General features: G+C 59.3%; 25 protein-coding genes. 11 read left to right on the top strand and 14 right to left on the bottom strand.

The genetic code is table 11. From position 1 onward, the window contains the following. Positions 1-66: 66 nt before the first annotated feature. Together PO778_RS11135 and PO778_RS11130 are read right to left on the bottom strand one after the other, a co-directional pair. Entirely contained in the window at positions 67-483 is a 417-nt protein-coding gene (locus PO778_RS11135; protein ID WP_202391703.1) for a bactofilin family protein, read from the bottom strand. A gap of 4 nt (positions 484-487) precedes the next feature. Then, a complete protein-coding gene (locus PO778_RS11130; protein ID WP_271439676.1) occupies positions 488-1,624 on the bottom strand; it encodes a M23 family metallopeptidase in 1,137 nt (378 codons plus the stop codon). Between the two features lie 321 nt (positions 1,625-1,945). On the opposite strand from PO778_RS11130, the gene PO778_RS11125 reads away from it, so the two are divergent. The 10 genes from PO778_RS11125 (at position 1,946) to wecC (ending at position 10,610) form a co-directional block, all read left to right on the top strand. Next, positions 1,946-2,626, top strand: coding sequence for a nicotinate-nucleotide adenylyltransferase (locus PO778_RS11125; RefSeq protein ID WP_271439675.1), 681 nt, complete (start codon positions 1,946-1,948; stop codon positions 2,624-2,626). 120 nt (positions 2,627-2,746) lie between these two features. Then, the gene (gene rsfS / locus PO778_RS11120; protein ID WP_235903735.1) at positions 2,747-3,115 is read left to right on the top strand and encodes a ribosome silencing factor; all 369 of its coding nucleotides are present in this window, start codon (positions 2,747-2,749) and stop codon (positions 3,113-3,115) included. A gap of 72 nt (positions 3,116-3,187) precedes the next feature. After that, the gene (locus tag PO778_RS11115) at positions 3,188-3,610 is read left to right on the top strand and encodes a 23S rRNA (pseudouridine(1915)-N(3))-methyltransferase RlmH (protein ID WP_271439674.1); all 423 of its coding nucleotides are present in this window, start codon (positions 3,188-3,190) and stop codon (positions 3,608-3,610) included. Positions 3,611-3,615: 5 nt separating this feature from the next. Continuing rightward, positions 3,616-4,833 (top strand): murein hydrolase activator EnvC family protein, encoded by a 1,218-nt coding sequence (locus PO778_RS11110; protein WP_271439673.1) that lies wholly within the window; start codon positions 3,616-3,618, stop codon positions 4,831-4,833. 91 nt (positions 4,834-4,924) lie between these two features. Then, on the top strand, positions 4,925-6,262 hold the full coding sequence (locus PO778_RS11105) for a S41 family peptidase (protein WP_160731167.1): 1,338 nt from the start codon (positions 4,925-4,927) through the stop codon (positions 6,260-6,262). 45 nt (positions 6,263-6,307) lie between these two features. Beyond that, positions 6,308-6,778 carry a disulfide bond formation protein B gene (locus PO778_RS11100; protein ID WP_160731168.1) on the top strand — a complete coding sequence of 157 codons (471 nt, stop codon included), beginning with the start codon at positions 6,308-6,310 and terminating at the stop codon, positions 6,776-6,778. A 31-nt stretch (positions 6,779-6,809) separates the two neighbouring features. Then, a complete protein-coding gene (locus PO778_RS11095) occupies positions 6,810-7,361 on the top strand; it encodes a demethoxyubiquinone hydroxylase family protein (protein ID WP_160731169.1) in 552 nt (183 codons plus the stop codon). 111 nt (positions 7,362-7,472) lie between these two features. Further along, complete coding sequence (locus PO778_RS11090) at positions 7,473-8,039, top strand: hypothetical protein (RefSeq protein WP_271439672.1); 567 nt, start codon at positions 7,473-7,475, stop codon at positions 8,037-8,039. A gap of 61 nt (positions 8,040-8,100) precedes the next feature. Then, entirely contained in the window at positions 8,101-9,225 is a 1,125-nt protein-coding gene (wecB, locus tag PO778_RS11085) for a non-hydrolyzing UDP-N-acetylglucosamine 2-epimerase (protein WP_160731171.1), read from the top strand. An 80-nt stretch (positions 9,226-9,305) separates the two neighbouring features. Beyond that, entirely contained in the window at positions 9,306-10,610 is a 1,305-nt protein-coding gene (gene wecC, locus PO778_RS11080) for a UDP-N-acetyl-D-mannosamine dehydrogenase (RefSeq protein WP_271439671.1), read from the top strand. A 33-nt stretch (positions 10,611-10,643) separates the two neighbouring features. Here wecC and PO778_RS11075 read toward each other — a convergent pair whose 3' ends face one another. The 12 genes from PO778_RS11075 to PO778_RS11020 all read right to left on the bottom strand — a co-directional run bounded on the left by PO778_RS11075 (position 10,644) and on the right by PO778_RS11020 (position 24,155). Further along, entirely contained in the window at positions 10,644-11,693 is a 1,050-nt protein-coding gene (locus PO778_RS11075; RefSeq protein WP_333908193.1) for a GDP-mannose 4,6-dehydratase, read from the bottom strand. Then, complete coding sequence (locus tag PO778_RS11070) at positions 11,683-12,984, bottom strand: sugar transferase (protein ID WP_271439670.1); 1,302 nt, start codon at positions 12,982-12,984, stop codon at positions 11,683-11,685. The genes PO778_RS11075 and PO778_RS11070 overlap by 11 nt, the downstream gene beginning before the upstream one ends. 73 nt (positions 12,985-13,057) lie before the next feature. Then, positions 13,058-13,921, bottom strand: a complete 864-nt coding sequence (gene kdsA, locus PO778_RS11065) for a 3-deoxy-8-phosphooctulonate synthase (RefSeq protein WP_271439669.1) — start codon at positions 13,919-13,921, stop codon at positions 13,058-13,060. Positions 13,922-14,080: 159 nt separating this feature from the next. Then, a complete protein-coding gene (locus PO778_RS11060) occupies positions 14,081-14,887 on the bottom strand; it encodes a 3-deoxy-manno-octulosonate cytidylyltransferase (RefSeq protein WP_271439668.1) in 807 nt (268 codons plus the stop codon). 47 nt (positions 14,888-14,934) lie between these two features. Continuing rightward, a complete protein-coding gene (locus PO778_RS11055) occupies positions 14,935-16,050 on the bottom strand; it encodes a glycosyltransferase family 4 protein (protein WP_271439667.1) in 1,116 nt (371 codons plus the stop codon). An 18-nt stretch (positions 16,051-16,068) separates the two neighbouring features. Beyond that, positions 16,069-17,043, bottom strand: a complete 975-nt coding sequence (locus tag PO778_RS11050; protein ID WP_271439666.1) for a KpsF/GutQ family sugar-phosphate isomerase — start codon at positions 17,041-17,043, stop codon at positions 16,069-16,071. A 45-nt stretch (positions 17,044-17,088) separates the two neighbouring features. Further along, a complete protein-coding gene (locus tag PO778_RS11045; protein ID WP_271439665.1) occupies positions 17,089-17,994 on the bottom strand; it encodes an FkbM family methyltransferase in 906 nt (301 codons plus the stop codon). Positions 17,995-18,118: 124 nt separating this feature from the next. Further along, a complete protein-coding gene (locus tag PO778_RS11040) occupies positions 18,119-18,868 on the bottom strand; it encodes a hypothetical protein (protein ID WP_271439664.1) in 750 nt (249 codons plus the stop codon). Further along, positions 18,861-20,183 (bottom strand): oligosaccharide flippase family protein, encoded by a 1,323-nt coding sequence (locus tag PO778_RS11035; protein WP_271439663.1) that lies wholly within the window; start codon positions 20,181-20,183, stop codon positions 18,861-18,863. The genes PO778_RS11040 and PO778_RS11035 overlap by 8 nt, the downstream gene beginning before the upstream one ends. Next, a complete protein-coding gene (gene asnB / locus PO778_RS11030) occupies positions 20,183-22,165 on the bottom strand; it encodes an asparagine synthase (glutamine-hydrolyzing) (protein WP_271439662.1) in 1,983 nt (660 codons plus the stop codon). The genes PO778_RS11035 and asnB overlap by 1 nt, the downstream gene beginning before the upstream one ends. A 124-nt stretch (positions 22,166-22,289) precedes the next feature. Then, positions 22,290-23,420 carry a glycosyltransferase gene (locus PO778_RS11025; RefSeq protein WP_271439661.1) on the bottom strand — a complete coding sequence of 377 codons (1,131 nt, stop codon included), beginning with the start codon at positions 23,418-23,420 and terminating at the stop codon, positions 22,290-22,292. 6 nt (positions 23,421-23,426) lie between these two features. Further along, positions 23,427-24,155 carry an acyltransferase gene (locus tag PO778_RS11020; RefSeq protein ID WP_271439660.1) on the bottom strand — a complete coding sequence of 243 codons (729 nt, stop codon included), beginning with the start codon at positions 24,153-24,155 and terminating at the stop codon, positions 23,427-23,429. Between the two features lie 229 nt (positions 24,156-24,384). On the opposite strand from PO778_RS11020, the gene PO778_RS11015 reads away from it, so the two are divergent. Next, complete coding sequence (locus PO778_RS11015; RefSeq protein WP_271439659.1) at positions 24,385-25,389, top strand: EpsG family protein; 1,005 nt, start codon at positions 24,385-24,387, stop codon at positions 25,387-25,389. Positions 25,390-25,407 lie beyond the last annotated feature (18 nt).

Raw genomic sequence — 25,407 nt, 5'->3', positions numbered from 1 at the left:
GCTGTGATTAGGGTCTGACCGGATTTACGTAGCCCGGGCAAAAGGCGGTTAGACCTGCCACAGAGCTTAGGTTGCGAGTGTCAGTTTCGGCTCTTCATCGCCGGCAGAGCCTTTGCCGCCGCTCTTGGTTTCCATCGCAGAGATCATTCCGCCGCCCGCTGCATTCTGCGGTGCGAAGCGGCCTTCAACCTGCGCGCCCTGTTCGATCGTCAACGCATTGTAGTGCACATCACCCTTGATCCGCGCGCTTTTCAAGATGACGAGCTCACGCGCTGTGATCGAACCACTGACCGTTCCCGACATGCGTGCACTTTCAGCGGTGATTGCCCCGTCGATGACGCTGTCAGCACCCTGTACGAGGGAGGCACAGGTGATGTCGCCTTCGATGCGCCCGTCGACATGCAGTTCGGTCGATGCGGATACATCACCGGTGATTCTTACGTCGGAACCGATCACTGAAAAGGTGGAGTTGTTGCCAGCCATTGTCTTATCGGTTGCTCTTCTGCTGCGGGGTGCTTCGGGTGCCTGATCGGGCTTCTTTGAGAACATTGGGGGCTTTCTCCAGGAAAGGTCGCGGGTTAACCGCGCGCTCGTTGATGCGCACTTCGAAGTGGAGGTGCGGTCCGGTCGAACGACCGGTGCTGCCGATTGCGCCGATCACATCGCCGGCTTCGACGGTTTGCCCCACCTTAGCGGCGTAGTTCGACATATGGGCGTAGCGGGTCATCAGCCCGTTGCCGTGGCTGATTTCTACAGTCTTGCCGTAGCCGGATTTGCCGCCGACATAGGTGACTCGCCCTTTCGCAGCGGCGTAGATTGGAGCCCCGCGGGGGCCCTTGAAGTCCAGCCCGCTGTGCATCGCGGCGGCGCCGGTGAACGGATCGCGGCGATAGCCATAGCTGGAAGTGACCATTTTAACGTGCGCAGGCGCAACCTGCGGAATGCTGTCGAGGCCGCGTTCAAGCGCGTTCATCCGGGCAAGACTGAGGCCGAGGCGTTCGAAGCGCGGGTCGAGACCGCCGCTCGAACCCGAAGACAGCAATTCCAGCGGACCACCCATTGCCGACGTATCAAGCCGGGCCTGCATGGTCTTGGGATCAAGTCCCAGCTGGCGGATGGCCTGCGCTGCGCGTGCTGCGCGGCGGTCGGCGAATCGGGTCAGCTTTTCCACCAGAGCAAGCTGGCGGGCTTCGATTTTGGCCAGTTCACCGGCTTCCGGGATCAGCGCGCTGACTTTCGATACGGTGTCGTTGGCTTCGCTGGTGGAGTCAGTAACCGTTTCGCCTTCGGACAACTTTACGTCGTTGGGAATGGCGGCAGTGGCTGCTTCGAGAAATTCCTGACGGGCAGCGAGATCGCTGGTCACCTTGGTCAGATCGTCGGCATACTCTGCAACCCGGTCTTCCGCAGTGGCAACCTTCGCTTCGCGTTCAAGCAGAGATACGCGGTCAGCCTCGGCGCGGTATTGAGACCACGCCATGATTGCCATGGAGATGGCCCACACCAGCAAGGCGGACACGGTCGCAGCAGCAGCGATTTTCTGCATGCGCGACGAAATCTTGATGAAGCGGACCTGCCCCTGCGATCGCATGAAAAATTCGCGATCCGGAAACCAGTCAGCCAAACGGGATTTCCATCCGTCGGCAGTAACGTTCTTGTCCAAAGCGACCCCAATACGTGATTTTTTATTGTGCGGCTCGCTAGCATGCGAATCCAAACTGGTCGAATCCGGGTGCCCACCGAAGGGATCAATTGAGCGAGTCCCGCGATGAATTGAATGCGAATTGTGAAATTTTCGACTTCGCGCGGGAACGAATCGATAATTCACGGGTTTGCTGGCGCCTAACATTGTGGTGGCGCAATACCCGAAGAATGCTAATCGACAGTTGATGATTGAGAAACCGGGCAGTCAGGCGCGCTGCGTCATTCGCAGGGCAAGCGTGCGATGAGCAAGGGCCGGAGAATCGGTCTGCTCGGGGGCAGTTTCAATCCGGCCCATGGCGGCCATCGGCGCATTTCCCTGTTTGCTGCAAAGGCACTCGGGCTTGATGAAGTCTGGTGGATGGTATCGCCGGGCAACCCGCTGAAACCGAAGCGCGGGATGGCCCCGCTGACCGCAAGGGTGCGCTCTGCGATGGGGCAGGCCAGGCGCGCCCCGATAAAGGTCACTGCAATCGAACAGCAGCTGGGCACGAGATACACGGCCGACACCCTCGATGCAGTCGTGCGGCGATATTCCAAGAACGAATTTGTATGGCTGATGGGGTCGGACAATCTGGGCCAGTTTCACCGCTGGCGGCAGTGGCGAAAAATCGCACGAACAATGCCGATTGCGGTGATTGCCCGCCCGGGCTATGATAGGCAGGCTATCGCGAGCCCCGCGATGGCTTGGCTAGGGAAATATCGTGTTTCCCCGGCGACCTTGTCGAAACGGGGCAGATGGAGCGCACCAGCACTGGTTATACTGCGATTTGATCCCGACCCGCGATCGGCGACGTCAATCCGTCGATCCGACCCGGAATGGTTTTCGCGAATGCCAGATGGACCGCTTCGTGACCAGGTGACCCACCGACCCATTTATCCGACCGAGCCGCAACACGATGCGGGGGCGGCGCAGACAGCATGAAAAGCTGGTCCGCTTGCCTGTCGGAAATTCAAGAATTCAGGAGTATCGCTTACGCCTATGACTCAGGCGCACACACATTTGGCCGAAAATGGCCCATCCGCAAACAATGCCGGAGCTGCAATGACTGAAATCGAAGCTGAACCCGGTTCGGCGCTCGCTGTCGTACTCGAACAACTCGATGACGATCAGGCGCAGGATCTGGTCACTATCCCGCTTGCCGGCAAATCGAGCATCGCCGATCACATGGTGATCGCTTCCGGGCGGTCGACCCGCCAGGTCGCGTCGATGGCGCAAAAGCTGGCCGAACGTATCAAGCGCGAGGGACATGGTCCCGTGCGGCTCGAAGGGCTGCCCGCGGCCGACTGGGTGCTGATCGATGCCGGTGACGTTGTCGTCCATCTGTTCCGTCCGGAAGTGCGCAGCTTCTACAATCTGGAACGTATGTGGGCGTTTGGCGACGCACCGCCGGTTGCCGCCGGTAACGCCTGAGCTGATTTTCTGAGCAGCCAGACCTGACCGGCTGGCTGCAACTGAACTTTCCCCGGAAGGGAGCCAATCGCGATGCAACTTCATGTCATCGCCCGCGGTAAAATCGGGCGCTCACCCGAGGCGGAACTGGTTTCGCGATACGAAAAACGCATCAACTGGCCAATCAGGCTGACCGAACTGCCTGAAACCGGCGGTAAAGTCGGCGATCCGCAAGCTCCGTACCGCACCGTCTTGCTGGACGAGCGCGGGAAGCAGCTTTCATCTGAAGAATTTGCTGCGCTGCTGGGCAAGTGGCGCGATGAAGGCGTGCGTGAAACGCGGTTTGTTATCGGCGCGGCCGATGGCCATTCTGCAGACGAGAGGCGCGATGCTGATCTGCTGTTCGCTTTCGGCAAGGCAACATGGCCGCATATGATGGCACGGGCGATGCTGCTGGAACAACTCTATCGGGCAACCGCGATCCTTGCCGGACACCCGTATCATCGGGCAGGATGACAGGCATGATCCGCAGCCGCATCCCCGTTTTACTGCTGGCCTTGCTGCCGATAGGGGCGGGCATAGCGGCGATTGCTCAGCGAGCCGACATATCAGGCGATTCCGCCGCGACCCGTGCAGCCTTGAACAAGGCGCTGCAGGACGCCCGTGAAGCGGAGGCGCGCGGCAAGAAGCTGGAGGCCGAGGCCGCGCTTGCAACCGAAGCTGCAGAGAAGACCGCCCGCGAGGCGGCTGCCCTTGCTGCCCGCATCCAGCAGGCCGAGGCCGGAATTGCCGCCGCAGAGGCACGGATCGGGCTGATCGATGAACAGCGCCAGCAACTGAACCGGCGGCTGTCTGCCCGCCGGGAGCCACTCGTGCGCCTGACCGGCGCTCTGCAAAAGCTTGCCCGCCGCCCCTTGGCGCTTTCTGCACTCAAACCGGGCAGCGTGCGCGAGACGGTGTATTTGCGCGCCATGCTTGAGAGTACGATCCCGCAGATCCGGCAGCGGACGGCGGCCCTGCGTGCAGAAATCGATCGCGGTCGCGCCCTGGAAGAAGAAGCGCAGCAGGCCTTGGTCGTTTTGGAGCAAAGCGAATCGGAACTGGCCCAGCGGCGAACCCGGCTGGCCTCGGTCGAGACGCAGCAGCGGCTGGTGTCGCGGCAAACCGGCGGCGAAGCGGACCGCGAGAACGAACGCGCCTTGGCCTTGGCGGAGGAAGCGCGCGATCTTGATGCGCTGGTCGAGCAGCTGGACGAAGCGGGATCGCTGCGCGCAGAACTGGCGTCGCTATCCGGGCCGATCATGCGGCCTGCGCAGCCCGGCAGTGCGCAGGCGGTCGTCGCTGACCCATCCCCGACGCCAACCGCCAGCAGGCCCAGATCGGGTTTTCAATTGCCGGTTACCGGACGGACCATTGCCGGATTCGGCGAAGCGGGTGAAGGCGGCGTGCGCAATAATGGCATCACCCTTTCTCCCCGCGATGGTGCCCAGATTGTTGCTCCCGCAGAAGGGCGGGTTGCTTTCGCCGGCCCTTACCGCGGGTATGACCGGATCGTGATCCTTGAACATGAAGGCGGATGGACCAGCCTGGTCACAGGTCTCGCCCGGACCGATGTGGCGGTTGGCGATGATCTGGTGGCGGGATCACCTCTGGGCGTGGCAGGAACCGGCTCTCCCGTTGTGACATTGGAGCTTCGCCGCGGCGGTAAGCCGGTGAACCCGTTGGAATATTTGCGCTGACAACATCCCATGATGGGACTGCGGAGAATCCTCATCTGGTGTTCAGGCACCTTGCGCGATAAGTTACGACTGAATCGAAAGGCCAGATTGCATGAAGTTTGCCGCATTAGCTCGTTCCGCCGCTCTGGTGACTGCCGTCGCTCTGATCCCGGCGACTACTGCCGGAATGGCGCAGGTTGATGGCCGCGCAGGGCCCGAGTTCGCCAAACTTTTCGCGACCTATCAGCAAATCAAGGCCAATTACGTCGAGGATGTCGACGACGAAAAGCTGATTCGCGGTGCGATTGACGGAATGCTGGCATCTCTTGATCCGCATTCGGCCTATCTCGACGGGTCTGATCTGGAGCGCCTCACCACCATGATCGACGGCAATTATTCCGGTCTCGGCCTGTCGGTGATCATGGAAGATGGCGCAGTGAAGATCATTTCGCCATTTCGCGGCAGCCCTGCCGAAAAGGCCGGGATCAAGGCTGGCGATTACATCACTCATCTTGATGGCGACCTGATCTATGGCGGCGATCTCGATGAAGCAGTCAGCCGTATGCGCGGGCCAGAGGGGACTTCGATCCGCCTGACTGTGTTCCGCGCAGGACGCGACGAACCATTTGACGTGACCGTAACCCGCGGCGTGATTGAGCTTGAGCCTGTTACGCACAAGCTGGAAAGCGGGAATATCGGCGTGATCACGGTGAACGAATTTTCCCGCGATGTGGGCGCTGACGTGTTCTCCGCCTGGCAAGGTCTGCGTAAGGAAGCGACCGGCCGAATGAACGGCCTAGTGCTTGATTTGCGCTCCAACCCCGGCGGTTCGCTGGACGAAGCCGTGGCGCTTTCAGACCTGTTCCTCGACAAGGGCCGGATTGTCTCTCAGCGCGGCCGCGCCCGTGGTGAGACTTTGCTGTATGATGCGGAAAGCGTGTTTCGCGGCGAGATTGCGCGGGACATCCCGCTGATCGTTCTGATCGACGCCGGATCAGCGTCTGCCTCTGAAATTGTGGCCGGTGCGCTGCAGGATCATCGCCGCGCCGTGATCATGGGAGAGCGCAGCTTCGGCAAAGGCAGTGTGCAAACGCTGCTGCCGTTGACGCGGGATACCGCCCTGAAGCTTACAACGGCGCGCTATTTCACACCTGCGGGCAAATCGGTTCAGGAAGGCGGTATCACGCCAGATATCAAGGTGCCGCAGCTGTCCGATCCCGACCTGGAAAAACGCGCGAAATTCCAGCTGCGCGAATCGGATCTGCGCGGGCATCTGGTCAACGAACTGGAACTCGAGGATGAAGCCCTCGAAACCGACAAGGCGGATGATCCGCGTTTCAAACTGACTGCGGCAGAACTGGAAGCGCAGGGGGTCGAGGATTTTCAGCTGCATTATGCGCTGCAAACGCTTCGCCGTACTTCGCCCAATGCGGTCGCCAGCCGCAAGTAATGCGGGGCGCGAACAAGGCTGACTTATCAAGGACTTCCTGCTGCCATGATTGATACACCTCGCGCCCGTCTGGCCCAGGGATTGGCGCTGGCCATTCCTGCTCTGCTGCTGGGCGGTGCCTATATCTCGCAATACGGCTTTGACCTTTATCCGTGCGAGATGTGCTGGTGGCAGCGTTGGCCGCACTTTGCGGCGCTGGGCCTTGCCCTTTTGTCGACTGTAATTGAACCGCGGAAACTGTGGGTCGCGCTTGCGGCGCTGGCGATCATCGCCTCGGGCGCGATCGGCGGATTTCATGCCGGGGTCGAGTACGGCTGGTGGGAAGGCATCACAGGCTGCGCGACAACCGCCGTGGCCGACGGTGCAGACGCTCTCGATGCCATCCTGAACGCACCGATGATCCGCTGCGATACCGCCCCGTGGGACCTTTTCGGCATCAGCTTGGCTGGTTGGAATTTCCTGATTTCGGTTGGCGCGGGACTGACAATTCTGGCATTGTTGATGAAACGGGCCTGATGAAACAGGAAACCAAGCAAGGATCAGTGCGATGAGCGCAGACAGGGCCGGCATTCCGGCCAAGGGACAGGCGAATACGGAACGGATGATCCGCGTCGATCAGGCAGGTGAATTCGGCGCGACCCGTATCTATGCCGGGCAGCTCGCGGTTATGGGCGACCGTCATCCTCTCTCTGCAGAAATAACAGCGATGGCCGCGCAAGAAGACGGCCATCATGAAAAGTTCAACGCACTAATGGCGCGGCGCGGAGTGCGACCGACAATCCTGCACCCGTTCTGGTCCGCCGCCGGTTACGCGCTGGGCGCGGGAACCGCCCTGATCGGGCCTGAAGCTGCAATGGCGTGTACCGCTGCGGTCGAGACCGAGATCGACAAGCATTACTCTGACCAGCTGGACGAGCTGGAGGAGAACAATACCGACCCTGAACTTGCCGCGATGATCGAGGAATTCCGCGAGGATGAACGCGAACATCGTGATGCCGCCTTGGCAGCCGGCGCAGAAAAGGCCCCGGCCTATCCGCTCCTTTCGGGCGCGATTCGCCTTGGATGCCGCGTTGCCATCAAATTGGCTGAGCGGGTCTGAGGCATCGCCGGCTTGCGGGAACGACTTCCCCCGCTGGCACGCTTCATATACTGTTCACTGCCCGCGGCATTTAATGCTGCGAATGAATTTGCCCAGAACTGGATTATGACGATGAACCGCATTCTTGCCTCCGCCCTTTTCGCCAGTGCTGCTCTTTTTGCAGCCCCCGCTTCCGCGCAGGATGAGGCAGGCGACAAGGTCAACATGGTTGTCGTTTACGGGGATGATGAATGCCCCCCTTCCACTGCGGAGGAAATCACCGTTTGCGCTCGCAAGGCAGAGAGCGAGCGTTTTCGTATTCCTGAAACGCTGCGTGAAAGCGAAAGCGGTGAAAACGTCTCCTGGGCTCGGCGGGTTGAGAAGTTCGAAACCGTTGGCAGCTTCGGCACTTTGTCCTGTTCCCCGGCAGGGGCAGGCGGGATTACCGGCTGCACTCAGAAAATGATCGATGCCGCCTATGGCGAACGCAGTGAAGACGCCGGAATTCGGTTTGGCCAGCTGATCGAAGAAGCCCGCGCTGAACGGCTATCGGAAATTGATGCCGACGCCGCCGCCGAACAGGAGCGGGTCGAGGCGATCGAGCGTGAATATATGGAGCGGCTCGAGCGTGAACGCACGGCCGAACTGCCTGATGGACAGGAAGAAGCAGAGGCTGAGCCGCTGCCCTCTCCGGAATAATTCGGCTCGGAGATTTCCGGCGCATAGGCAGAATTAACCTTCCTGCGTTAAGCCGCGCGGCATGAGCACGCCCATCAAAATCCTCTCCGTCTTCGGCACCCGGCCTGAAGCGATAAAATTCTTTCCGCTGGTTCACGCGTTGAATGCCGATTCGCGGTTCGATTCACGCGTGTGCGTGTCGGGACAACACCGGGGAATGCTCGATCAGGTGCTTCAAATCGCGGGGATCACCCCCGACCACGATCTCGACCTGATGCAGCCTGACCAGACGTTGGATAGCCTGACTGCAAATCTGCTGACCGGCATCGGCCATGTGCTCGATCAGGAAAAACCCGACTGGGTTGTTGTCCAGGGCGATACAGCAACCGCCATGGCAGGCGCGCTGGCGGCGTATTATCGCAAGATTCCCGTCGCCCATGTCGAGGCTGGTTTGCGCAGCGGCAACATCCATCATCCCTGGCCCGAAGAGGTCAATCGCAAAATAGTCGGCAGTTTTGCCGCGCTTCATTTTGCGCCGACCGAAACGGCTGCATCGGCATTGAAGCGTGAGGCTGTCGATCCTGCGGCGATCCATGTGACCGGCAACACGGTTATCGACGCGCTGCACTGGATTACCGGCGAAATCGAACAGAAGCCCGAACTCGCCGCCGGCCTTGCCGATCTGGAGCGGCGTTTCGCAGGGAAGCGGATCATCGGCGTAACCAGCCACCGGCGCGAGAATTTTGGCGGCGGTATGGAAGCGATCGCCGATGCTGTGCGCCGGCTGGCAGAGCGCGGCGACGTCGCGATGATTTTTCCCGTTCACCTCAATCCCAATGTCCGGAAAGTCATGAATGCGCAGCTCGATGGGCTGGACAATGTCGCGCTGATTGAACCGCTGGACTATCCCCATTTTGCCCGGTTGCTGGATATTTGCACTCTGATGCTGACCGACAGCGGCGGTGTTCAGGAGGAGGCTCCCGCGCTTGGCAAACCGGTGCTGGTAATGCGTGAAACCACCGAACGGCCCGAAGGGGTCGAGGCTGGCACGGCGCAGTTGGTCGGCACCGACGCCGATCGCATCGTGGCCGAGGCTAATCGCCTTTTGGACGATCCGGATGCCTATGCGGCGATGTCGCGCGCGCACAACCCGTTTGGCGATGGCCAGGCGGTTGGCCGCATCGTCGAAGCTCTCGCCAAAGGCTAAAACCCGGGCTCCTATCGTTACCGGTATGTTTACCCAACTCGCGTAGGGACGCTGCAAATGAAACCAGCAGCGGGATAATCATGCGCGGCGAAGAAAAACCTCAAGTCTGTGTCATCGGTCTAGGATATATCGGTCTGCCGACGGCAGCGATCATAGCGCGGGCGAATTGCCCGGTAATCGGCATCGACGTGTCCGAAAACGTGGTCGAAACGATCAATCGCGGCGAAATCCATATCGAGGAAGTCGATCTGGACGGCCTGGTTCGCGGTGTCGTGCAGCGCGGAATGCTCAAGGCATCGACTGAGATTGCCCCTGCCGATGTATTCGTGATCGCAGTGCCAACCCCGTTCGAGAAGGATGGCAATCACACCCCTGACGTTTCCTATGTCATGTCAGCCGCCACCGAGGTGGCCGGAGTGCTCAAGAAGGGCGACTGCATCATTCTGGAATCGACCTCGCCGGTTGGAACGACAGAGGCAATGCGCGATCTGATTGCCGGGCTGCGCCCCGACTTGAAAATGCCGGGCCTGACGGACGAAATTCCCGACATTTCACTCGCCTATTGTCCCGAGCGCGTTCTGCCCGGGAAGATTTTGGAAGAATTGACGCATAACGACCGTTCGATCGGAGGCATCACGCCGCGCTGCGCGCGCAAGGCGCTGGCATTCTACAAACGGTTCGTTCGCGGCACTTGTGTTACCACCGATGCGCGCAGTGCAGAGATGACCAAGCTGGTCGAAAACGCGTATCGCGACGTGAACATCGCCTTTGCCAATGAACTGTCGATGATCTCGGACGAGATGGGCCTCGATGTGTGGGAAGTGATCAAGCTGGCTAACCGCCATCCACGGGTCAATATCCTGCAACCTGGCCCGGGCGTGGGCGGGCACTGCATTGCGGTGGATCCCTATTTCATCATTCACGGCGCGCCGGAACAGTCACCGCTCATCCGCACTGGCCGCGAGGTCAATGACGCCAAGATGCACCACGTTGTCGAGCAAGCGAGCAGGCTGGTGGAAGAGAATCCGGGCGTCCCAGTGGCCTGCCTCGGTCTCGCGTTCAAAGCCAATATCGACGATTTCCGCGAGAGCCCTGCTCGGTTCGTGGCCGCAAATATTGCCCGCCAGTTTGGCGACAGGGTTAAAATCGTGGAGCCCTATGCAGCCGAGCTCCCGCTCGAATTCAGCGGGACCGGGGCAGAGCTGGTCGATATTGATTTTGCGCTCGAAAACTGCGGCATTCTGATCGTGCTGGTGGATCATGACATCTTCCGCGTGATCCCGGCCGAGGAGCGCTGCAGCGCGCTGGTTTACGACACGCGCGGGATATGGCCCGATGCCTCGATCAAGCCGAGCGGGAAGCCGGGATTGCGTCTGGCCAGCTGAACCGTTTGAGGCAGGGCCGGTTTGGCCCGGCTGTCATACGCCGTAATATTCGCGGTACCAGCTGACGAATTGCCGGATTCCGTCACGGTAATCAGTCTGCGGCTGGTACCCGGTCAGTGATTTCAGCAAATCGGCATTGGCCCAAGTTGCCGGAACATCGCCCTTCTGCATTTCCATGTAGTTTCGCTTCGCTTCGACGCCGCATTGCTTCTCGATTTCGTCGATGAAGTCGGTCAGCTTGACCTTGTCGCTGTTGCCAATGTTGACCACGCGGAACGGTGCAACCGGTGACAGGCTGTCACCCTCGGCAATGTCGTCCTTGCTTTCCGGCCGCTCAGGCACGGCATCGATCAACAGGCGGATACCGCGCACCAGATCGGTGACGAAGGTGAAATCGCGGTACATCTCGCCGTGATTGTAGATATCGATCGGTGTGCCTTCGAGGATACCCTTGGTGAACTTGAACAGCGCCATGTCCGGCCGTCCCCACGGCCCGTAAACGGTGAAGAATCGGAACATGGTGGTCGGCAGGTTCCACAGATGGGCATAGCTGTGCGCCATCGATTCGTTGGCTTTCTTCGTCGCGGCATAAAAGGTCATCGGGGTTTCAACCCGCTCCAGCTCGTCAAACGGCATGTCTTCATTGGCGCCGTAAACGCTGCTGGTGCTGGCCATCAGCAAATGGTCGACACCCAGCTCGCGTGCACATTCCATTACGTTGAAAGTGCCAACGATATTGGCATCGAGATAGGCGCGCGGGTTTTCCAGACTGTAGCGTACGCCCGCCTGCGCAGCGAGATGCACGATCACGTCGGGCTGTTCCGCCAGCATCAATTCGCGCAAGGCATCGAAATCTTCCAGCATCCCGATATGGGCGGAAAAATGCTCGTTCTGGAGCAACATCTGGTGGCGGCGCTCCTTGATGCGAACGTCGTAATAATCAGTCATTCCGTCGAAACCGACGACCTTGAACCCCTCTTTCAGCAGCAGCTGAGCGAGATGGAAACCGATAAAGCCGGCGGTGCCGGTGATGAAGACCTTGCGCATTGCAGTGATACCCTCTGGATCTTTGTTACTTGGCACCGAGCCCGCCGAGCACGACGCGGATCGTTTTCAGTGCGATCAGCATATCCAGCCAGTGCGAGATATTTTTCACGTAGTAGAAATCGTAGCGCAGCTTTGCATTCACATCGCCAAGATCGGTTACGTGGCCCTGATTAACCTGTGCCCAGCCAGTCAGGCCTGGCCGAACGATATGGCGATAGGAATAGAACGGGATTTCTTTCTCATACCACTCGGACAGGCTGATCGCTTCCGGCCTTGGGCCGATCCAGCTCATGTCGCCTTTGAGGATATTCCATGCCTGCGGCAATTCATCCAGGCGCACCTTGCGCAGGAACCGGCCGACCCGGGTAATCCGGTCGTCTTCGTCGCGGGTCATGGAATCCTCCCGCTTCGCCAGCTCGTCTTCTTCGACCTTGCGTTCGCGCATTGTGCGGAACTTCACCATGCGGAACACTTCGCCGCGAAAGCCCATCCGTTCCTGGATGAACAGAACCGAACCCTTTGAATCCAGCCTGATGACTGCGGCGATTGCCAGCATGAGAACCAGCAGCAACGGGCTGAGGACCAGCACCGACACGATATCGACCGAGCGTTTCAGCGCCATGTAGGGCAGGTTTGGGATCAGAGAGCCCAGCGTGTTCTCGCTGAGATGGTCAATCCGCACCTGACCAGTCTCCAGCTCGAGAATTTGCCGGTAATGATAAACCGGGATGCCGCAGAGCGCGGCCTTGGCAAAGAGGCGCTCCCAGTGATCTTCGTGATCGTAATGCAGGTCACCAACCAGCGAACCATGCAGTTCACCCTGTTCGATCATGGCCGTGACTGTTTCAGCGTTGTCTACCAATTGCCGGCCGGGCCGTGGCTTCAGTTCGGACACGCGGCCGCCGGCGACAACATATTGCGGCTTGCTGCCTAGCCGCGTCAAAGCGGTGAGGACATAGCTGGTCACCAGCGTCGCCACGAAACACGAACCGATCAGGGAGATCGTATAGGGTGTCCGGCTGACGAAAATGGCTGCCATGGCAATGGTGAAAGTCAGGAAGTTCACCGGCAACACGTAGGAAAGCCGCCGCGCCTTGGCGTATAGGCGCAGCTTCGCAAGAATGTACCAACTTGCGATACAGGCGATGATGACCGCCGGGACCGAGCTTTGTAAAATTGGCGAGGTCAGGCTTGGCGCGCGCGCGGCAAACCAGATCAGCAGCGGCACGATCACCCCGAACAGAACATAGCAGGCCAGCTGCACGCTCTGGCGGGTAAGCGGATGGCTTTCCCGTACAGCATCCAGTCCTGCATGTTGCATCAACATAGAATGCCCCCCTTCAGGCGAAATCCCTACCTAAACGGCACGGGTGACCGAGACAAGAAAGCCCTGGCGGCGGTTAGCCGTAAGTGGCGAGTTCGTCTTCGAGGAAGGGGCTGCCTTTGACCACCTTGTCGATTTCAACCAGGCTAGTGAGCAGGCGCGAGAGGTAGTCGAGCGGAACTGCGTTCGGGCCATCCGACATTGCATTGGCGGGATCGGGGTGCGTTTCCATAAACAGGCCGGAAATGCCCACAGCGGTCGCTGCACGGGCCAGAACCGGCACGAATTCGCGCTGTCCGCCGGAGCTTTTGCCTTGTCCGCCCGGAAGCTGGACAGAATGTGTTGCATCGAACACCACTGGCCGGCCGGTCTCGCGCATGATGGCAAGGCTGCGCATGTCCGAAACCAGGTTCTGGTATCCGAAGGAAGCGCCGCGTTCGCAAACCATGATGTTGTCCCCGTCATGACCTGCGTCCTTGGACGCGGTGACGGCTTTTTCGACCACATTGACCATGTCGCCGGGCGCCATGAACTGCGCTTTCTTGATGTTGACCGGAATACCGGCGGCAGCGACGGTGGTGATGAAATCGGTCTGCCGGGCAAGGAACGCCGGGGTCTGCATCACGTCGACAACTTGCGATACCGGGGCAACCTGTTCTTTTTCATGCACGTCGGTCAGCACTGGAACGCCGATCTCGCGTTTCACCTTGGCAAGGATTTCCAGCCCTTCATCGAGGCCTGGACCGCGGAAGCTGGTGCCGGAAGTGCGGTTCGCTTTGTCGAACGAGCTCTTGTAGATGAAGTGGATGCCCAGATCGTCGGCAATCTTCTTGATCGCTTCGGATGTGCGCATGGCCATATCTTCGGATTCGATGACGCACGGGCCGGCAATCAGGAAAAATGGCTGATCGAGTCCGATAACTTTGCCGCAGAGTTTCATATTTCAGTGTCCAGTATTGAATGTGTCGGTGTGCGCAGCGCGAAGAGGGTCCGCTAAAGCTCTAAAATGTAAGCCGTGTGACTGGCGTCATGTTGGCTTGGCCCTCTAGGCGAAACGCACGAAAAAGAAAATGGTTACCGCTGCTGGGAATTTGCCGAGTTATTCCAGACCCATAATTTCCAGCGATGCCTCGATATGAGGGATGTCGCTGGGATTGTTGAGCTCCCAGATTTCCCATTCGGGCGATTTCACCTCGATCGTGCGGATCGGCACATCCAGATCAAGGAAACGCAGCTGCTCCAGCCCTTCCAGCTGCTCGAGCTGGGATGGCTCGCCAGCGACATATTTGCGCAGCGCCGCCGGGCGATACGCATACAGCCCGATATGCAGCAGCACCGGCAGATTGTCGTCATCCGCCTTGCTGGCATCGAAATGCGGAATGATCCGTTTGGAGAAATAATGCGCGTTTCCGGCCGATGAAATCGCTCCAAACGTACCGCCCACGATGTTCTTTTTCTCGTCCGCGACCAGCTTGTCATACAGCGCGCGGGTGCAGCGCACGACCGGCGTCGCAACCTCTACCGACGGGTCTGCGCGCATGGCATCGATCAGGCTCTCGACGAAATATTCCGGGATCAGCGGCGCGTCGCCTTGCAAATTGACCACGATCTCCGGTTCTTCGTCCAGCGCGCCAAGCAATTCGGCGCAGCGCTCGGTTCCGTTGCGGCATTCGCTGGAGGTGAAAATTGCCTCGGCACCAAACGCGCGCGCGGCCTCCAGAATTTCATCGCTGTCCGATGCCACCACCACTCGGTCACCTGATGGCACGCGTTTCGCCGCTTCCCAGCTGCGCTCGATCAGCGATTTCGCTTTTCCGGTCGATCCGCGCAATTCGGCAAGCGGTTTGCCCGGATAGCGCTGCGACGCATAGCGGGCGGGAATTACGATCAGGGTGTCGCGGGACATTGCAATGCTTTCGGTGATTTGATGATCCAGCGGCGTCTTTAGGGTCGTCACCCTGCGCCGACAAGTTCAGCCATTGCTGCCTTGTAACGCTCAATCACGATCGACACGTCGTACTCGCGGGCCATTTTCGCACGTCCAGCATCGCCCATCGCTTGTTTCTGTTCTTGTGGCAGACTTGCAAACGCCGTGCAGGCCCCAGCCAGACTGGCGGCGCTACGCACCTCGCACAGAAGCCCTGACACACCATCGTCGACCACTGCCCGGCAGCCGGGGACATCGGTTGTGATAACAGGGCGGCCCATGGCTGCCGCTTCGATCAGCGAACGCGGCGCTCCTTCGCGGTAGGAAGGCAGGACCACGCAGTGCGCCGCCTCGACATATGGCCGGACGTCATCCGTCGCGCCAAGGTATTCGACCGATCGATCGTCTGTGTATGGGGTCAGTTCGTCTTGTGAGATGGCCGTGCGATTTTCCGATCCAAGCGGGCCAAGCAGTTGGAAAATACAGTCGGGGTTCTCCTGACGGACACGCCTGGCCGCTTCCAGATATTCGCTCACACCCTTGTCGCGGATCAGCCGCGAAATCATCAGGAACACCGTCTTGCCGTCCGCCGCAGGCAAGGGCGAGGCAGCGAAACCGTCCAGATCGATACCGGAGCCGGGCAGCAGGCGAAGCTGGGCCGGTTTGAGCAGCTTGTTTTGCGTCAGGAAGTCGCGATCATCTTCGTTCTGGACGAACACGGTGGGCAGCCGGCCCATTGCATGGCGGTACAGCAGCTTCCCAGCCATGAACATCGGGCGGGAGCCGAGGAAAATCGTACCCAACCCGGTCACGTTCGGAAGGAACGGTATTCCCAAGCCGCGTGCTGCCATCGCGCCGAAAATGTTGTTCTTGATCGTATAGCTCAGGACAATATCCGGCTGCAGTGCCTCGAAGTGCCGCCGGAAATGGCCGACCAGACCAAGGTTGTTCAGCACGCCCAGGCCGCGCACATCCATTTCCAGCGGGACGTGTTTAACACCCAGGCTTTCAAGCCGGGTCACCGTGTCATCACGCGGGGCCAGGATCGTAACCTCGTGGCCATCTGCAACCAGCGCCTCGACCAGGGGCTTGCGGAAGTTCCAGATGTTCCAGCTGGCGTTGACGGTCAGAACGATATGCATGGCATGCAGCCTGAAATGTCAGGCCGCGCCGGCGCGCAGGCAGTCGTGAATATGGATCAGCCCGACAAAGCTGCCAGCATCATCAAGGACGGGCAGTGCGCTGATGTTGCGGCTGTTCATGATCGCCATGGCTTCGGTCAACAGCATGTCCGGTTCGGCAATTTGCGGGGAGGTGGTGGCAGTCTGGCCGGCATTGCGGTCCATCAAGCCGTCCAGATTGCGGCGCAGGTCACCGTCGGTAATCACGCCGTAAAGCTTTCCCTGACCGTCGACGACGCCTGCAACGCCAAAACCCTTTGCGCTCATTTCGACCAGCACATCGCCCATGGCCAGATCCGCAGCAACCGCAGGCAATTCATCGCCGGTGTGCATCACGTCACGGACCCGCACGAACTGAGCGCCCAGTTTTCCGCCGGGATGGAAAACGTGAAAGTCTTCCTTGGCGAAACCTTTCATCCGCATCACTGCAACCGCCAGCGCATCGCCCATGGCGAGGGTGCAGGTGGTGGAAGTGGTCGGTGCCATGCCAACGCTGCAAGCCTCAGGCGCGTTGGGCAGCAAAAGTGCCACGGTGCTTTGTCTTGCAAGTGTGCTGTCGGCGTTCTTTGTCATCGCGATGAACGGTATCGCGAAGCGCGTCAGGTAGGCGAGCAATCCGTGCAATTCGGCTGTTTCGCCCGAATTTGAAATCACGATGCACACGTCGTCCTTGGTGATCATTCCCAGATCGCCATGGCTGGCCTCGCTGGGGTGGACGAAGAAAGACGGAGTCCCGGTCGATGCCAGCGTCGCGGCAATCTTGTTTCCGATATGACCGGACTTGCCCATGCCGGAGATGATGACCCGGCCTTGGGTCTCGCACATCAGCCGTGCCGCGTGGGCGAAATCGTCACCAAGGCTGTCTGCCATCTGGGTGAGCGCGTTCACTTCAGTGCGAATGACCTGCGCACCGTGTTCGGCGGCAGCGTTTGAGTTCTGACTCAATTCAGACACGATAATTTCCAATTTGTTCTTTAGTTTCGGCGCCCGGTAGCAGCTTCAGCCGATAAGTGTCAGGCCCATTTTGGCCAACTCTTCATCGCTTTTGCAACTGAACATCCAGTCGCGTCGGAATTTGTCGGCTGTAATGATGTCGCGGCGGGCAAATCCGTCTTCCCGAATATGAAACCATCGATATCCGTGCGACTTGAGCATTTCCATCATTTCCGGGACGCGCTTGGCGCGGCGGAGCACCTCGCAAACCATATCGGGCTTGTATTTCGCGAGGAATTGCTGCGCACCGTCGAACACTTCCATCTCGAAACCTTCGACATCGATTTTCAGCGATACTTCGCCCTCGTGATCCAGATGGAGGTCGTCCAGGCGGCGCATCGGAACCGTCACACCGTGATCGGTGCTCCAGCTGATGTCCACCGAAGATGCCAGCTGCCCGGACGATTGGGCGTAAGGTATCCTAATCTCGCCATTTTCGCCGCCGACAGCAACAAGACGCGGCTCAACCCGTGCGCCCAGATCGTTGTGAAGTACGTTTTCCCACAGAAGAAGGTAGTTTTCACCCACAATTTCATAGGCATAGGCCTGAATTTCCGGATTGGCACGCGCTGCGGCGAGCGCGAACAGGCCTGTGTAAGAACCTATGTCAAGAAAGACAGATGTCTGCCGCGCGAAAGCCAGCGCTGCATGAAGCGCGAGCCGGTCTTGCCCAGTGTCCAGCTTCCCGCCGCCCCAGTAAACTTCCTGTGCGACATGGCAGCGGTCAGGCCGCGCCAAGACAACTTCGCCGGCGCCGTCCAGATTGAGCTTCGAAAGGGGCTTTGCCACCGGAAGCCGCTTTTTCCAGTCTTCTCCGGGCAACGCCTTGGCAACTGGCAGGGCAACAGAACCAATCACGGGATTGACCAGCACCGAACGCAAACTGCTTTTGAGAGCCTTCGTAATGGACATGGTTTAAGCTAACTCTGTTGATTGACTGGGAGGCCGTGTCCCTAACGAATACAATCAGACCCTATCTTCTCATCATCCGACTGGCAATTCGGTCGAAGAAATCGGGTCACGCTGCTCACCTGTTTTAGCTGCCGAATCCGATCTTACGCAAAAATCTCTTGATACGAGTCTTGAAAGTGTCGGTGTTTACTCTGACCGAACCGGCCACGGGAATGAAGCTTTCCGGCAGGTCCATCGCTTTCAAGGCAGCGGGAAGGACATCTCCGTCGCGTTCCATTGCCTGATCGTAGTCGATGATACGCAAAGCATCCTCACCGAAGTGTTTGCGCCACAATGATTTGATCGCGCCGAAATCAGCCAGCCAGCTGTCTTGCCCAACGTAATTTATGCTTGCCGGATCATCCGATAGTTCGCGATCCGCATGCTTCAGTATTTGCTTGCGGAACGAATCCAGAAAAGCCGCCTTGTCGCGCAAGACGAGTATCGGGACGATATCGAGCGTTTCTGCGTCCAAAATCGTTTTTAGTCGCTCCATTTCATCATCGTGCCGAAGCAGGGACAGCCCTTCGGTCGAGACGATCAGAGCTTGTTTTTGAGTAGCTTGCCGAAACTCTTGGAAGTTCGCTGCGGCTGCGGCCAGGGCGTAGTCCGTCTGCTCGATGCCGTATTTCGCCCGAGAGAATGCCTCGCGCTCTGCACGCATGGCTACTGCGAAGAATTCGACATGATTGTCCGGTTCGTAAGCGCCGGTGAAATAGGAGAACCCGTGGCCGGCCAGCGTCTTTCGCTGCGCACCGAGATAATGCTGAAGCGACGATGATCCGGTCTTGTGGGTTCCGATATGAAGATACAGCCGCTGTTTTGCCTCAGCCATTCTTGAACCCTGCATTCGCTCCGAAAACACTTGAATCGACCCCTGTACTCCTGCGGGCCAAGACCCACAGCAGCATGTTCCACCCGATATTGGCGGACAGGTTTGCGATGGCGGCCCCGATAATACCGTATCGAGGGATCAGCAAGATGCAGAGCACCACGTTCAGGACAAGCGCGGCGAAGGTCGTACGCATGACGAGAAACTCGTTGCCTTGCATGACGAGTAACGTACGCGCCATGCCGATTGCTGCGCTGAATGTGAAACCTGCGGCGATCAGCAGCGCCGGCAGCGCAGCACCTTCGAAAGCTGCGCCGAACAGTAATGCGAATATGTCTTCTCCGGCTATCAGCAGAATGAGTGGCAGCGGAATGGCAGTGAGCAGGGCGAGCCGCGCAAGATGCGTCGCTGTTCTAGACAGGCTTTCGTGATCGCCGCTTCCGGTGAATTTCGCAAATCGTTGCCCGGCCAGCATGTTTAGGGCGATATAACCGAAACTGGCCAGCATCGCGATCTGTAGTGCTGCCCGGTATAGTCCAACCTCGGCGGGCGCGACATAGCTGCCCAGAATGAGCATATCGACATATCCGTTGAGCTGGACCAGACCCGCGCTACCGGCAAGCGCTGCGGCACTGGCGAACCAGGCTTTGCGCTCGGCTGGATCCGGGCGGCGGGATTCGGCGCGGCCGGTCAGGCGGGTAATGATCAACTGGCCGATGATTGCGGAAACAACCGCAGCAATTGCCAGGGAAGCAAACAGGATCGGCAGGTTGGATGATAGCGTGGAAGAACCAAAAGCCCACCAGCCTATCGCCACGCCCATCAGGAGCAGCGATGGACGGACAAGACTTTCCGGAAGCTGCGCAAGGGCGGGCCGGTCCAACCCCCGCATCGATGCCATTCGCATGGCGGATATTTGATCGCAAAGAAGCGTTAGGAAGAGCAAGCCGATAGCAGTGAATGCCACGGGCTCCAGCGCAGCGGCGATTTCCGAACTGGCAAAATGAACCGCCGCAGTTGCAATTGCAGCGGCCAATGCGGCGAAGCCAATTGCAAGCCGGGCGCCAAGGCGCGCCATGGCACGCGCTTCGCTGCCCAGTTTATGCACCCGTGAGACGGCGCGCAGCAACATGGTCGACCAACCGTTTGACACCGGAACCGCTGCAATTGCCAGCAGAGTGACGCAATAGGCGTAAACTCCCAAGGCATCTGCACCATAGAGCCGCGCTATCGCGACCGACACCAGCACTGACAGTCCCGTTCCGAACACCCGCATGCCTGCGACGGACGCCGCCTGTTTGATCAAGGTGCGCAGCATCAGTCGGGCGCCCGCTCTGTCTGCCGCCTGTGCCACGCCTGAAACATCAGGACGTTCCAGAGCATGGTTTCATGGTCGCGCTTGCCCGTGAGATGTTCTTCCCATCGTTCGCGAATGACTGCGGTGTTCAGCAGGCCGCTATTGCCGAGCGCATCCGATGACAGTTCGCTTTCTGCCCAGTCGCGCAGCCCGGTCCGAAGCCAGCGCCCGACGGGGATCGCAAAGCCTGCTTTGGGCCGATCAACCAATTCGCGCGGCACGTGCCGATAGAGCAGTTCGCGCAAGATGGTCTTACCCTCTCCGCTACCGGCCCGCATCGCGGCCGGAAGGCTCCATGCAAAGCGGAACAGGTCTCGGTCGAGATAAGGTGTGCGCGTTTCGAGAGAAACAGCCATCGCGGCCCGGTCGACTTTCACCAGCACATCGTCCGGCATGTAATTGGCGGTATCGACCAGCATGGCGCGTTCGGCAAATGTCAGCCCTGCGGCGCGCGGATCAAGCCTGTCTGGCAGGCGGGCCATATCCGTTCCGCATGATAAAATGCTTTCCGGGCGGTCGGAAGTCGCTAGCAAGCGATCGTGAAAAGCAGCCTCGTTGGGCATCGACATGACGCGGGCGAGCTTCTGCAATTTTTCAGCTGCACGGCCCGCTGACAGTTCCTTGGGCGCCAATGGGCCAAGCGTGCGAACCACGCCGTTCACCAAGCCACCGGGGATACTGCCGATCGCCGCGCCCACCGCACGGCGGAGCGGAGCGGGCAGGCTGGCGGCTCTATTCCAGACCCGAGGGCCCTGGAAATAGCGGTTATAGCCGCCGAAAATTTCGTCACCGCCATCGCCTGAAAGCGCCACGGTGACATCCCGCCGGGCCATTTGCGAAACGAGGTAGGTGGGCACCTGGCTCGAATCTGCGAAGGGTTCGTCATGTACGCCCGAAATGCCGGGTATGGCGTCCTGAACCTGCTCCGGGGTCAGAACCAGCTCGGTATGATCCGTCCCCAGATGCCGGGCCACGGCAGCGGCGGCGGGAGATTCGTCGAACCCGTCTTCTGCCATGCCGATCGAGAAAGTCCGTACCGGCCTGTCCGTACTGGCCTGCATCATTGCGACGGTCAGTGAGCTGTCGATCCCACCCGACAGAAACGCGCCCAGCGGAACATCGGATACCATCCGCCGCGAAGTGCCTGCGAGCACCAGCCGTTCCGCTTCAATCACCGCCTGATCGAGCGAGCCGCCGAATTGCCGGCCGATTGATTGCAATGCATCGCCGGTCATGTCCCACCATGCTTGCGGCTTGGGCATCTGCTGCGCGGCGATATCCTGCTGGGAAAATGTCACGAGGTGCGCTGGCGGCAGCTTCAGGACACCCTGCCAGATAGAGGCGGGGCCGGGGATGTAGGAATATTTGAAGAAACTGCCCAGCGCATCGAGGTTCATCGAAGGCCGGAAGCCGGGAATAGCCTCGAAACTGTGCAGTTCGGACCCGAACAGCAGCGCGCCTTTCCAGAATCCGTAGTGCATTGGCTTCTCGCCGAATGCATCGCGGATCAGGGTCAGTTCGCGTTTCTGGCGGTCGAACAGCGCGATGGCGAACATCCCGTCGACCTTGTCCAGCGTCGCTTGAATGCCTTCGCGCGCAAAGCATTCGACCAGGATTTCCGTATCGGAATGGCCGCGCCATTCGATCGCGCCGTGGCGCTGCTCCAATTGCTGCCGCAATGCCGGGAAATTGTAGATCTCGCCGTTATAGGCAATCGCAAACCGGCCATCTTGCGATTGCATGGGCTGTGCGCCTGCAGGCGACAGGTCGAGGATCGACAGCCGCCGGTGGCCAAGCCCAATGCCTGCCTCTGGGTCGGTCCACAGGCCATCAGCATCCGGGCCGCGATGGGTGATCGCGCCGGTCATCAGACGCACAAGCGGCTCCATCGCTTGCCCGCCCAAGCCGTCTACCGGGCCAAATATTCCTGCCAAACCGCACATGTGCGTCAATTAACTCCAGACGAAATGTTCAACGCAGCCCGCATAGCCGAAAAGGCGGCGCAGGAAAGTGAGGTGATTTCTGCTGTCGGCCCCTGGGATACGGGCCGGATGTTCACTGGGCGGATCACCGGGGGATTCTTGCCGTTGGTAAAGGCGCGCGTTTGGCCGCCGCCATCAGCAGGTTTTCCCACTCGGTTATAACGTTTTCGGCTGAATAGGCCGATACGGTTTCAGGAGAATCCGAACCGATGCTGGCGCGTGCGCTGCTGTCGGTGATCAGACGCTCAATCGCTTGTGCCAGCGCACCCGCTCGGTCATCGCCCGGTTCGACCAGTAGCCCGTTCACTCCGTCTTCGATCAGCGCCCGCGGCCCTGCGCAATCGGCAAAGCCGATCACGGCCCGGCTGCTCGCCATCGCCTCGATCGCAACCATCGACAGCGATTCATACCGTGACGGCACCACCACTATCGAAGCATTCGCGTATTCTGCAGGCACATCGCGCAGAACCCCGGGCAATTCGATGCGATTGGCAAAGGGGGATGCGGCGATCCGCGCCTCGACCTGCGGGCGAGTAACGCCGTCACCGACAAAACGCAGGCGCCATCCCGGATGATCGGCAGCTATCCTGTCGAACGCATCGATCAGTATTTCCTGACCTTTTTCGACCCTCAGGCCGCCTACACAAAGGATTACCTTGTCCGGATCGGTCTCGGCTGCCAGTTCGAAAGCAGCCATACTGACCGGGTTGGGCAGAACCACCAGATTACTGCGATATGCAGCGGGATGTTCGTCGCGAATGACCGGTGACACGACCGTTTTGGCATAGGAGAGCTTTTGCACCAGGCGCGTCAAAGCGCGTTCCAGCGGCCGGTCATCGAAATGCGCGCCTGCCGTATGCTCGCTCAGGATCATCGGCACGCCAGTGCCAAGCAGACCGAGCGCGACCGGAACATAGGTTGAATGCATGAAGGCAATCGCCGCATCGGGCCGCAGCTCTTTGGCAAGCCTGCGGACGCCAAGCATGATCTTGGGCATGTTTGATCGCGGGGTCGATACGCCCGGTTCGCCGGCGCCTAGCAAATGGACGGGGATTGCCGGATCGAGATCGTAGAACAGGTCCTGGCCCGGATGATCGAAGGTTGCGACATGAACGTCGTGCCCGCGCTGTGCCAGAGCATTTACGACTTCGACAAATACCCGCTCAGCCCCGCCGCCTGCAATGACGAGACCCTTGATGGCAAACAGCAACCGCATTGACTGTCAGCTGGCCGGTGGGAGAGCGTTGTCTAAACCCTCCAGGTCGGGCCGGGTAGGATATGTCACCAGCACCTTGGAATCCTCGTCCAGAGGCTTGACCGCCTTGGCCGGCATTCCGGCAACGATCTGCCATTCTCCGGCAATTTTCTTGGTCACCACCGATCCCAGAGCCAGAACGCAATACTCGCCAATCGATGATCCGGCCACGAACTGCACGTTCGAGCCGACATAGCAATTGCGCCCGATTGATACAGGCGCGGTTTTCTGCCGGTTATGCGTCCAGATGTTGGAATTTCGCCCGGCAAACACGACCGACGGGCCGAACGTTACCTTATCGGTGAAATCGATCTTGTGATTGACTGTGATCACAGACCCTTCGCCCAGTTCTAGCCTTGGATCGAAATCACCCAGCACCAGTGGGTCGAGGATCGAATTGATCTCGTTGAAACGAAAGATGTGACACTTGTCGCCAATATCGACGACTTTGCCGCCAAAAATCCTGTTGGCGAAGCCGACGATTACGTCGCTGCCGATGCGCAAATCCTGATTACGATAGAACAGATTGAAATGTCCGATCCGTGACCTGTCGCCGATCGTGCATTTGTCGGCGAGAATGGCGCTGAGTCCAATTTTGACTTGCTTGCCGATCTTGTAGCCGAACAGGATGCGATAGGCCCAGACTTTCAGGAAGCTGGGGAACGGGACGAGCAATAGCGCGATTATCAGGCGCATTTTCATCCTTGATTGTGTCCCTGCCTAGTTCAGTCTGCACATCGACAACCGGGGCAACCGGCCGTCTTTTCTTCCGAAAGGACATTCGCCCTTGCTGGAGCGGGGCCGATACGGCATCTGGCGCATCTGCACAACCACGCATCGGAGAACATGGGCCATGTGGCCATACCTAGTATTCGGCAGTCTTTTCGCAGCTGCCGCCACATTGGGGCGGCCGCAACGCCCCGGCATGCTGCCGTGGGCCGTGTTGTTTGTCATAACGGTGCTGTTCGTCGGGCTAAGGCACCATGTCGGGATGGACTGGAACAATTATCTGCGGATGATCTATTCAGTCGAGAATGCTCGCTCGTTTGGTCGGATATTCGTCCAGGCAGAACCGTTTTACGCACTGCTACTGGCATTTGGCGCCTGGACCGGATGGGGCATGTACGCGGTCAATCTGATAGCCACCGCGGCCTTGATGACCGGGCTGTTTGCTCTGGCACGAAAAACGCCAGAACCATGGCTCGCGCTGATCGCGGCGCTGCCGTTTTTCATCGTGGTCGTATCGATGAGCGCGAACCGGCAGGCGCTGGCCGCCGGACTGCTGATGTTGCTGATTGCGAACTGGTACCGCTTCGGAGTGGTCGGGCGAACTGTGTGCGTCTTGCTGTGCTCGGGCTTCCACGCCAGCGCGGTGCTGATGCTGGCCTTCGTCGCGTTCGACATAAAAATGCCGCGCGTGATAAAGATCGCTGGGATTGGCGTATTCAGCCTGGCCGCGATCTATTACCTGCAGCAAACCGGATTTGCGGACTATTACGACCAGGCATACGGGTCGGGACAGACAGAGGCGGTGCAGTCGGGTGGCGCGATATTCCACATCGCAATCACCGCAGTCCCGGCATCATTCTATTTCCTGTTCCCAAGATACCGTGATGCGCTGTTCCCGAACGAACTGATCCGAAACATGGCTTTCGCTGCATTGCTGACGCTGCCGCTGGCGGCGGTCGCATCGGCGGCAGCCGGGCGCATTTCGCTCTACTGGTTCCCGGTGTCGATGTATGTCTGGGCTGCTTTTCCGCAGATGATCGACCAGCGGTTCCGCCGTGCAGCGCGACTGGCGATTAGTGCTGTGATGTTGATCATGATGGCCGGTTGGCTGGAATTCGCAAACTCTTCGAAAGCACACATCCCATATCAAAATGCCCTCTTTTTAGAGGCTTGGGAGCTCGAGATTGGAATCTTGCCGTAATTGCATCCGAAATGGTTG

Origin of the sequence: Pontixanthobacter luteolus, assembly GCF_947494915.1 — a bacterium.
In the GTDB taxonomy this organism is placed as follows: Bacteria; Pseudomonadota; Alphaproteobacteria; order Sphingomonadales; family Sphingomonadaceae; genus Pontixanthobacter; species Pontixanthobacter luteolus.
The sequence above is the reverse complement of the archived record's forward strand: the minus strand, read 5'-3'. Positions and strand labels throughout refer to the sequence as shown.

Excerpts from the sequence above, each read along its gene's own strand:
- PO778_RS11055 (WP_271439667.1), bottom strand. The coding sequence starts at position 16,050 with ATGCATATCGTTCTGACCGTCAACGCCAGCTGGAACATCTGGAACTTC.
- PO778_RS11100 (WP_160731168.1), top strand. The coding sequence starts at position 6,308 with ATGATTGATACACCTCGCGCCCGTCTGGCCCAGGGATTGGCGCTGGCC.
- PO778_RS11070 (WP_271439670.1), bottom strand. The coding sequence starts at position 12,984 with ATGTTGATGCAACATGCAGGACTGGATGCTGTACGGGAAAGCCATCCG.
- PO778_RS11095 (WP_160731169.1), top strand. The coding sequence starts at position 6,810 with ATGAGCGCAGACAGGGCCGGCATTCCGGCCAAGGGACAGGCGAATACG.
- PO778_RS11025 (WP_271439661.1), bottom strand. The coding sequence starts at position 23,420 with ATGCGGTTGCTGTTTGCCATCAAGGGTCTCGTCATTGCAGGCGGCGGG.
- PO778_RS11090 (WP_271439672.1), top strand. The coding sequence starts at position 7,473 with ATGAACCGCATTCTTGCCTCCGCCCTTTTCGCCAGTGCTGCTCTTTTT.
- PO778_RS11115 (WP_271439674.1), top strand. The coding sequence starts at position 3,188 with ATGCAACTTCATGTCATCGCCCGCGGTAAAATCGGGCGCTCACCCGAG.
- asnB (WP_271439662.1), bottom strand. The coding sequence starts at position 22,165 with ATGTGCGGTTTGGCAGGAATATTTGGCCCGGTAGACGGCTTGGGCGGG.
- PO778_RS11125 (WP_271439675.1), top strand. The coding sequence starts at position 1,946 with ATGAGCAAGGGCCGGAGAATCGGTCTGCTCGGGGGCAGTTTCAATCCG.
- PO778_RS11105 (WP_160731167.1), top strand. The coding sequence starts at position 4,925 with ATGAAGTTTGCCGCATTAGCTCGTTCCGCCGCTCTGGTGACTGCCGTC.
- PO778_RS11110 (WP_271439673.1), top strand. The coding sequence starts at position 3,616 with ATGATCCGCAGCCGCATCCCCGTTTTACTGCTGGCCTTGCTGCCGATA.
- PO778_RS11015 (WP_271439659.1), top strand. The coding sequence starts at position 24,385 with ATGCTGCCGTGGGCCGTGTTGTTTGTCATAACGGTGCTGTTCGTCGGG.
- PO778_RS11035 (WP_271439663.1), bottom strand. The coding sequence starts at position 20,183 with ATGCTGCGCACCTTGATCAAACAGGCGGCGTCCGTCGCAGGCATGCGG.
- rsfS (WP_235903735.1), top strand. The coding sequence starts at position 2,747 with ATGACTGAAATCGAAGCTGAACCCGGTTCGGCGCTCGCTGTCGTACTC.
- PO778_RS11020 (WP_271439660.1), bottom strand. The coding sequence starts at position 24,155 with ATGCGCCTGATAATCGCGCTATTGCTCGTCCCGTTCCCCAGCTTCCTG.
- PO778_RS11135 (WP_202391703.1), bottom strand. The coding sequence starts at position 483 with ATGGCTGGCAACAACTCCACCTTTTCAGTGATCGGTTCCGACGTAAGA.
- PO778_RS11040 (WP_271439664.1), bottom strand. The coding sequence starts at position 18,868 with ATGGCTGAGGCAAAACAGCGGCTGTATCTTCATATCGGAACCCACAAG.
- wecB (WP_160731171.1), top strand. The coding sequence starts at position 8,101 with ATGAGCACGCCCATCAAAATCCTCTCCGTCTTCGGCACCCGGCCTGAA.
- wecC (WP_271439671.1), top strand. The coding sequence starts at position 9,306 with ATGCGCGGCGAAGAAAAACCTCAAGTCTGTGTCATCGGTCTAGGATAT.
- kdsA (WP_271439669.1), bottom strand. The coding sequence starts at position 13,921 with ATGAAACTCTGCGGCAAAGTTATCGGACTCGATCAGCCATTTTTCCTG.
- PO778_RS11045 (WP_271439665.1), bottom strand. The coding sequence starts at position 17,994 with ATGTCCATTACGAAGGCTCTCAAAAGCAGTTTGCGTTCGGTGCTGGTC.
- PO778_RS11060 (WP_271439668.1), bottom strand. The coding sequence starts at position 14,887 with ATGTCCCGCGACACCCTGATCGTAATTCCCGCCCGCTATGCGTCGCAG.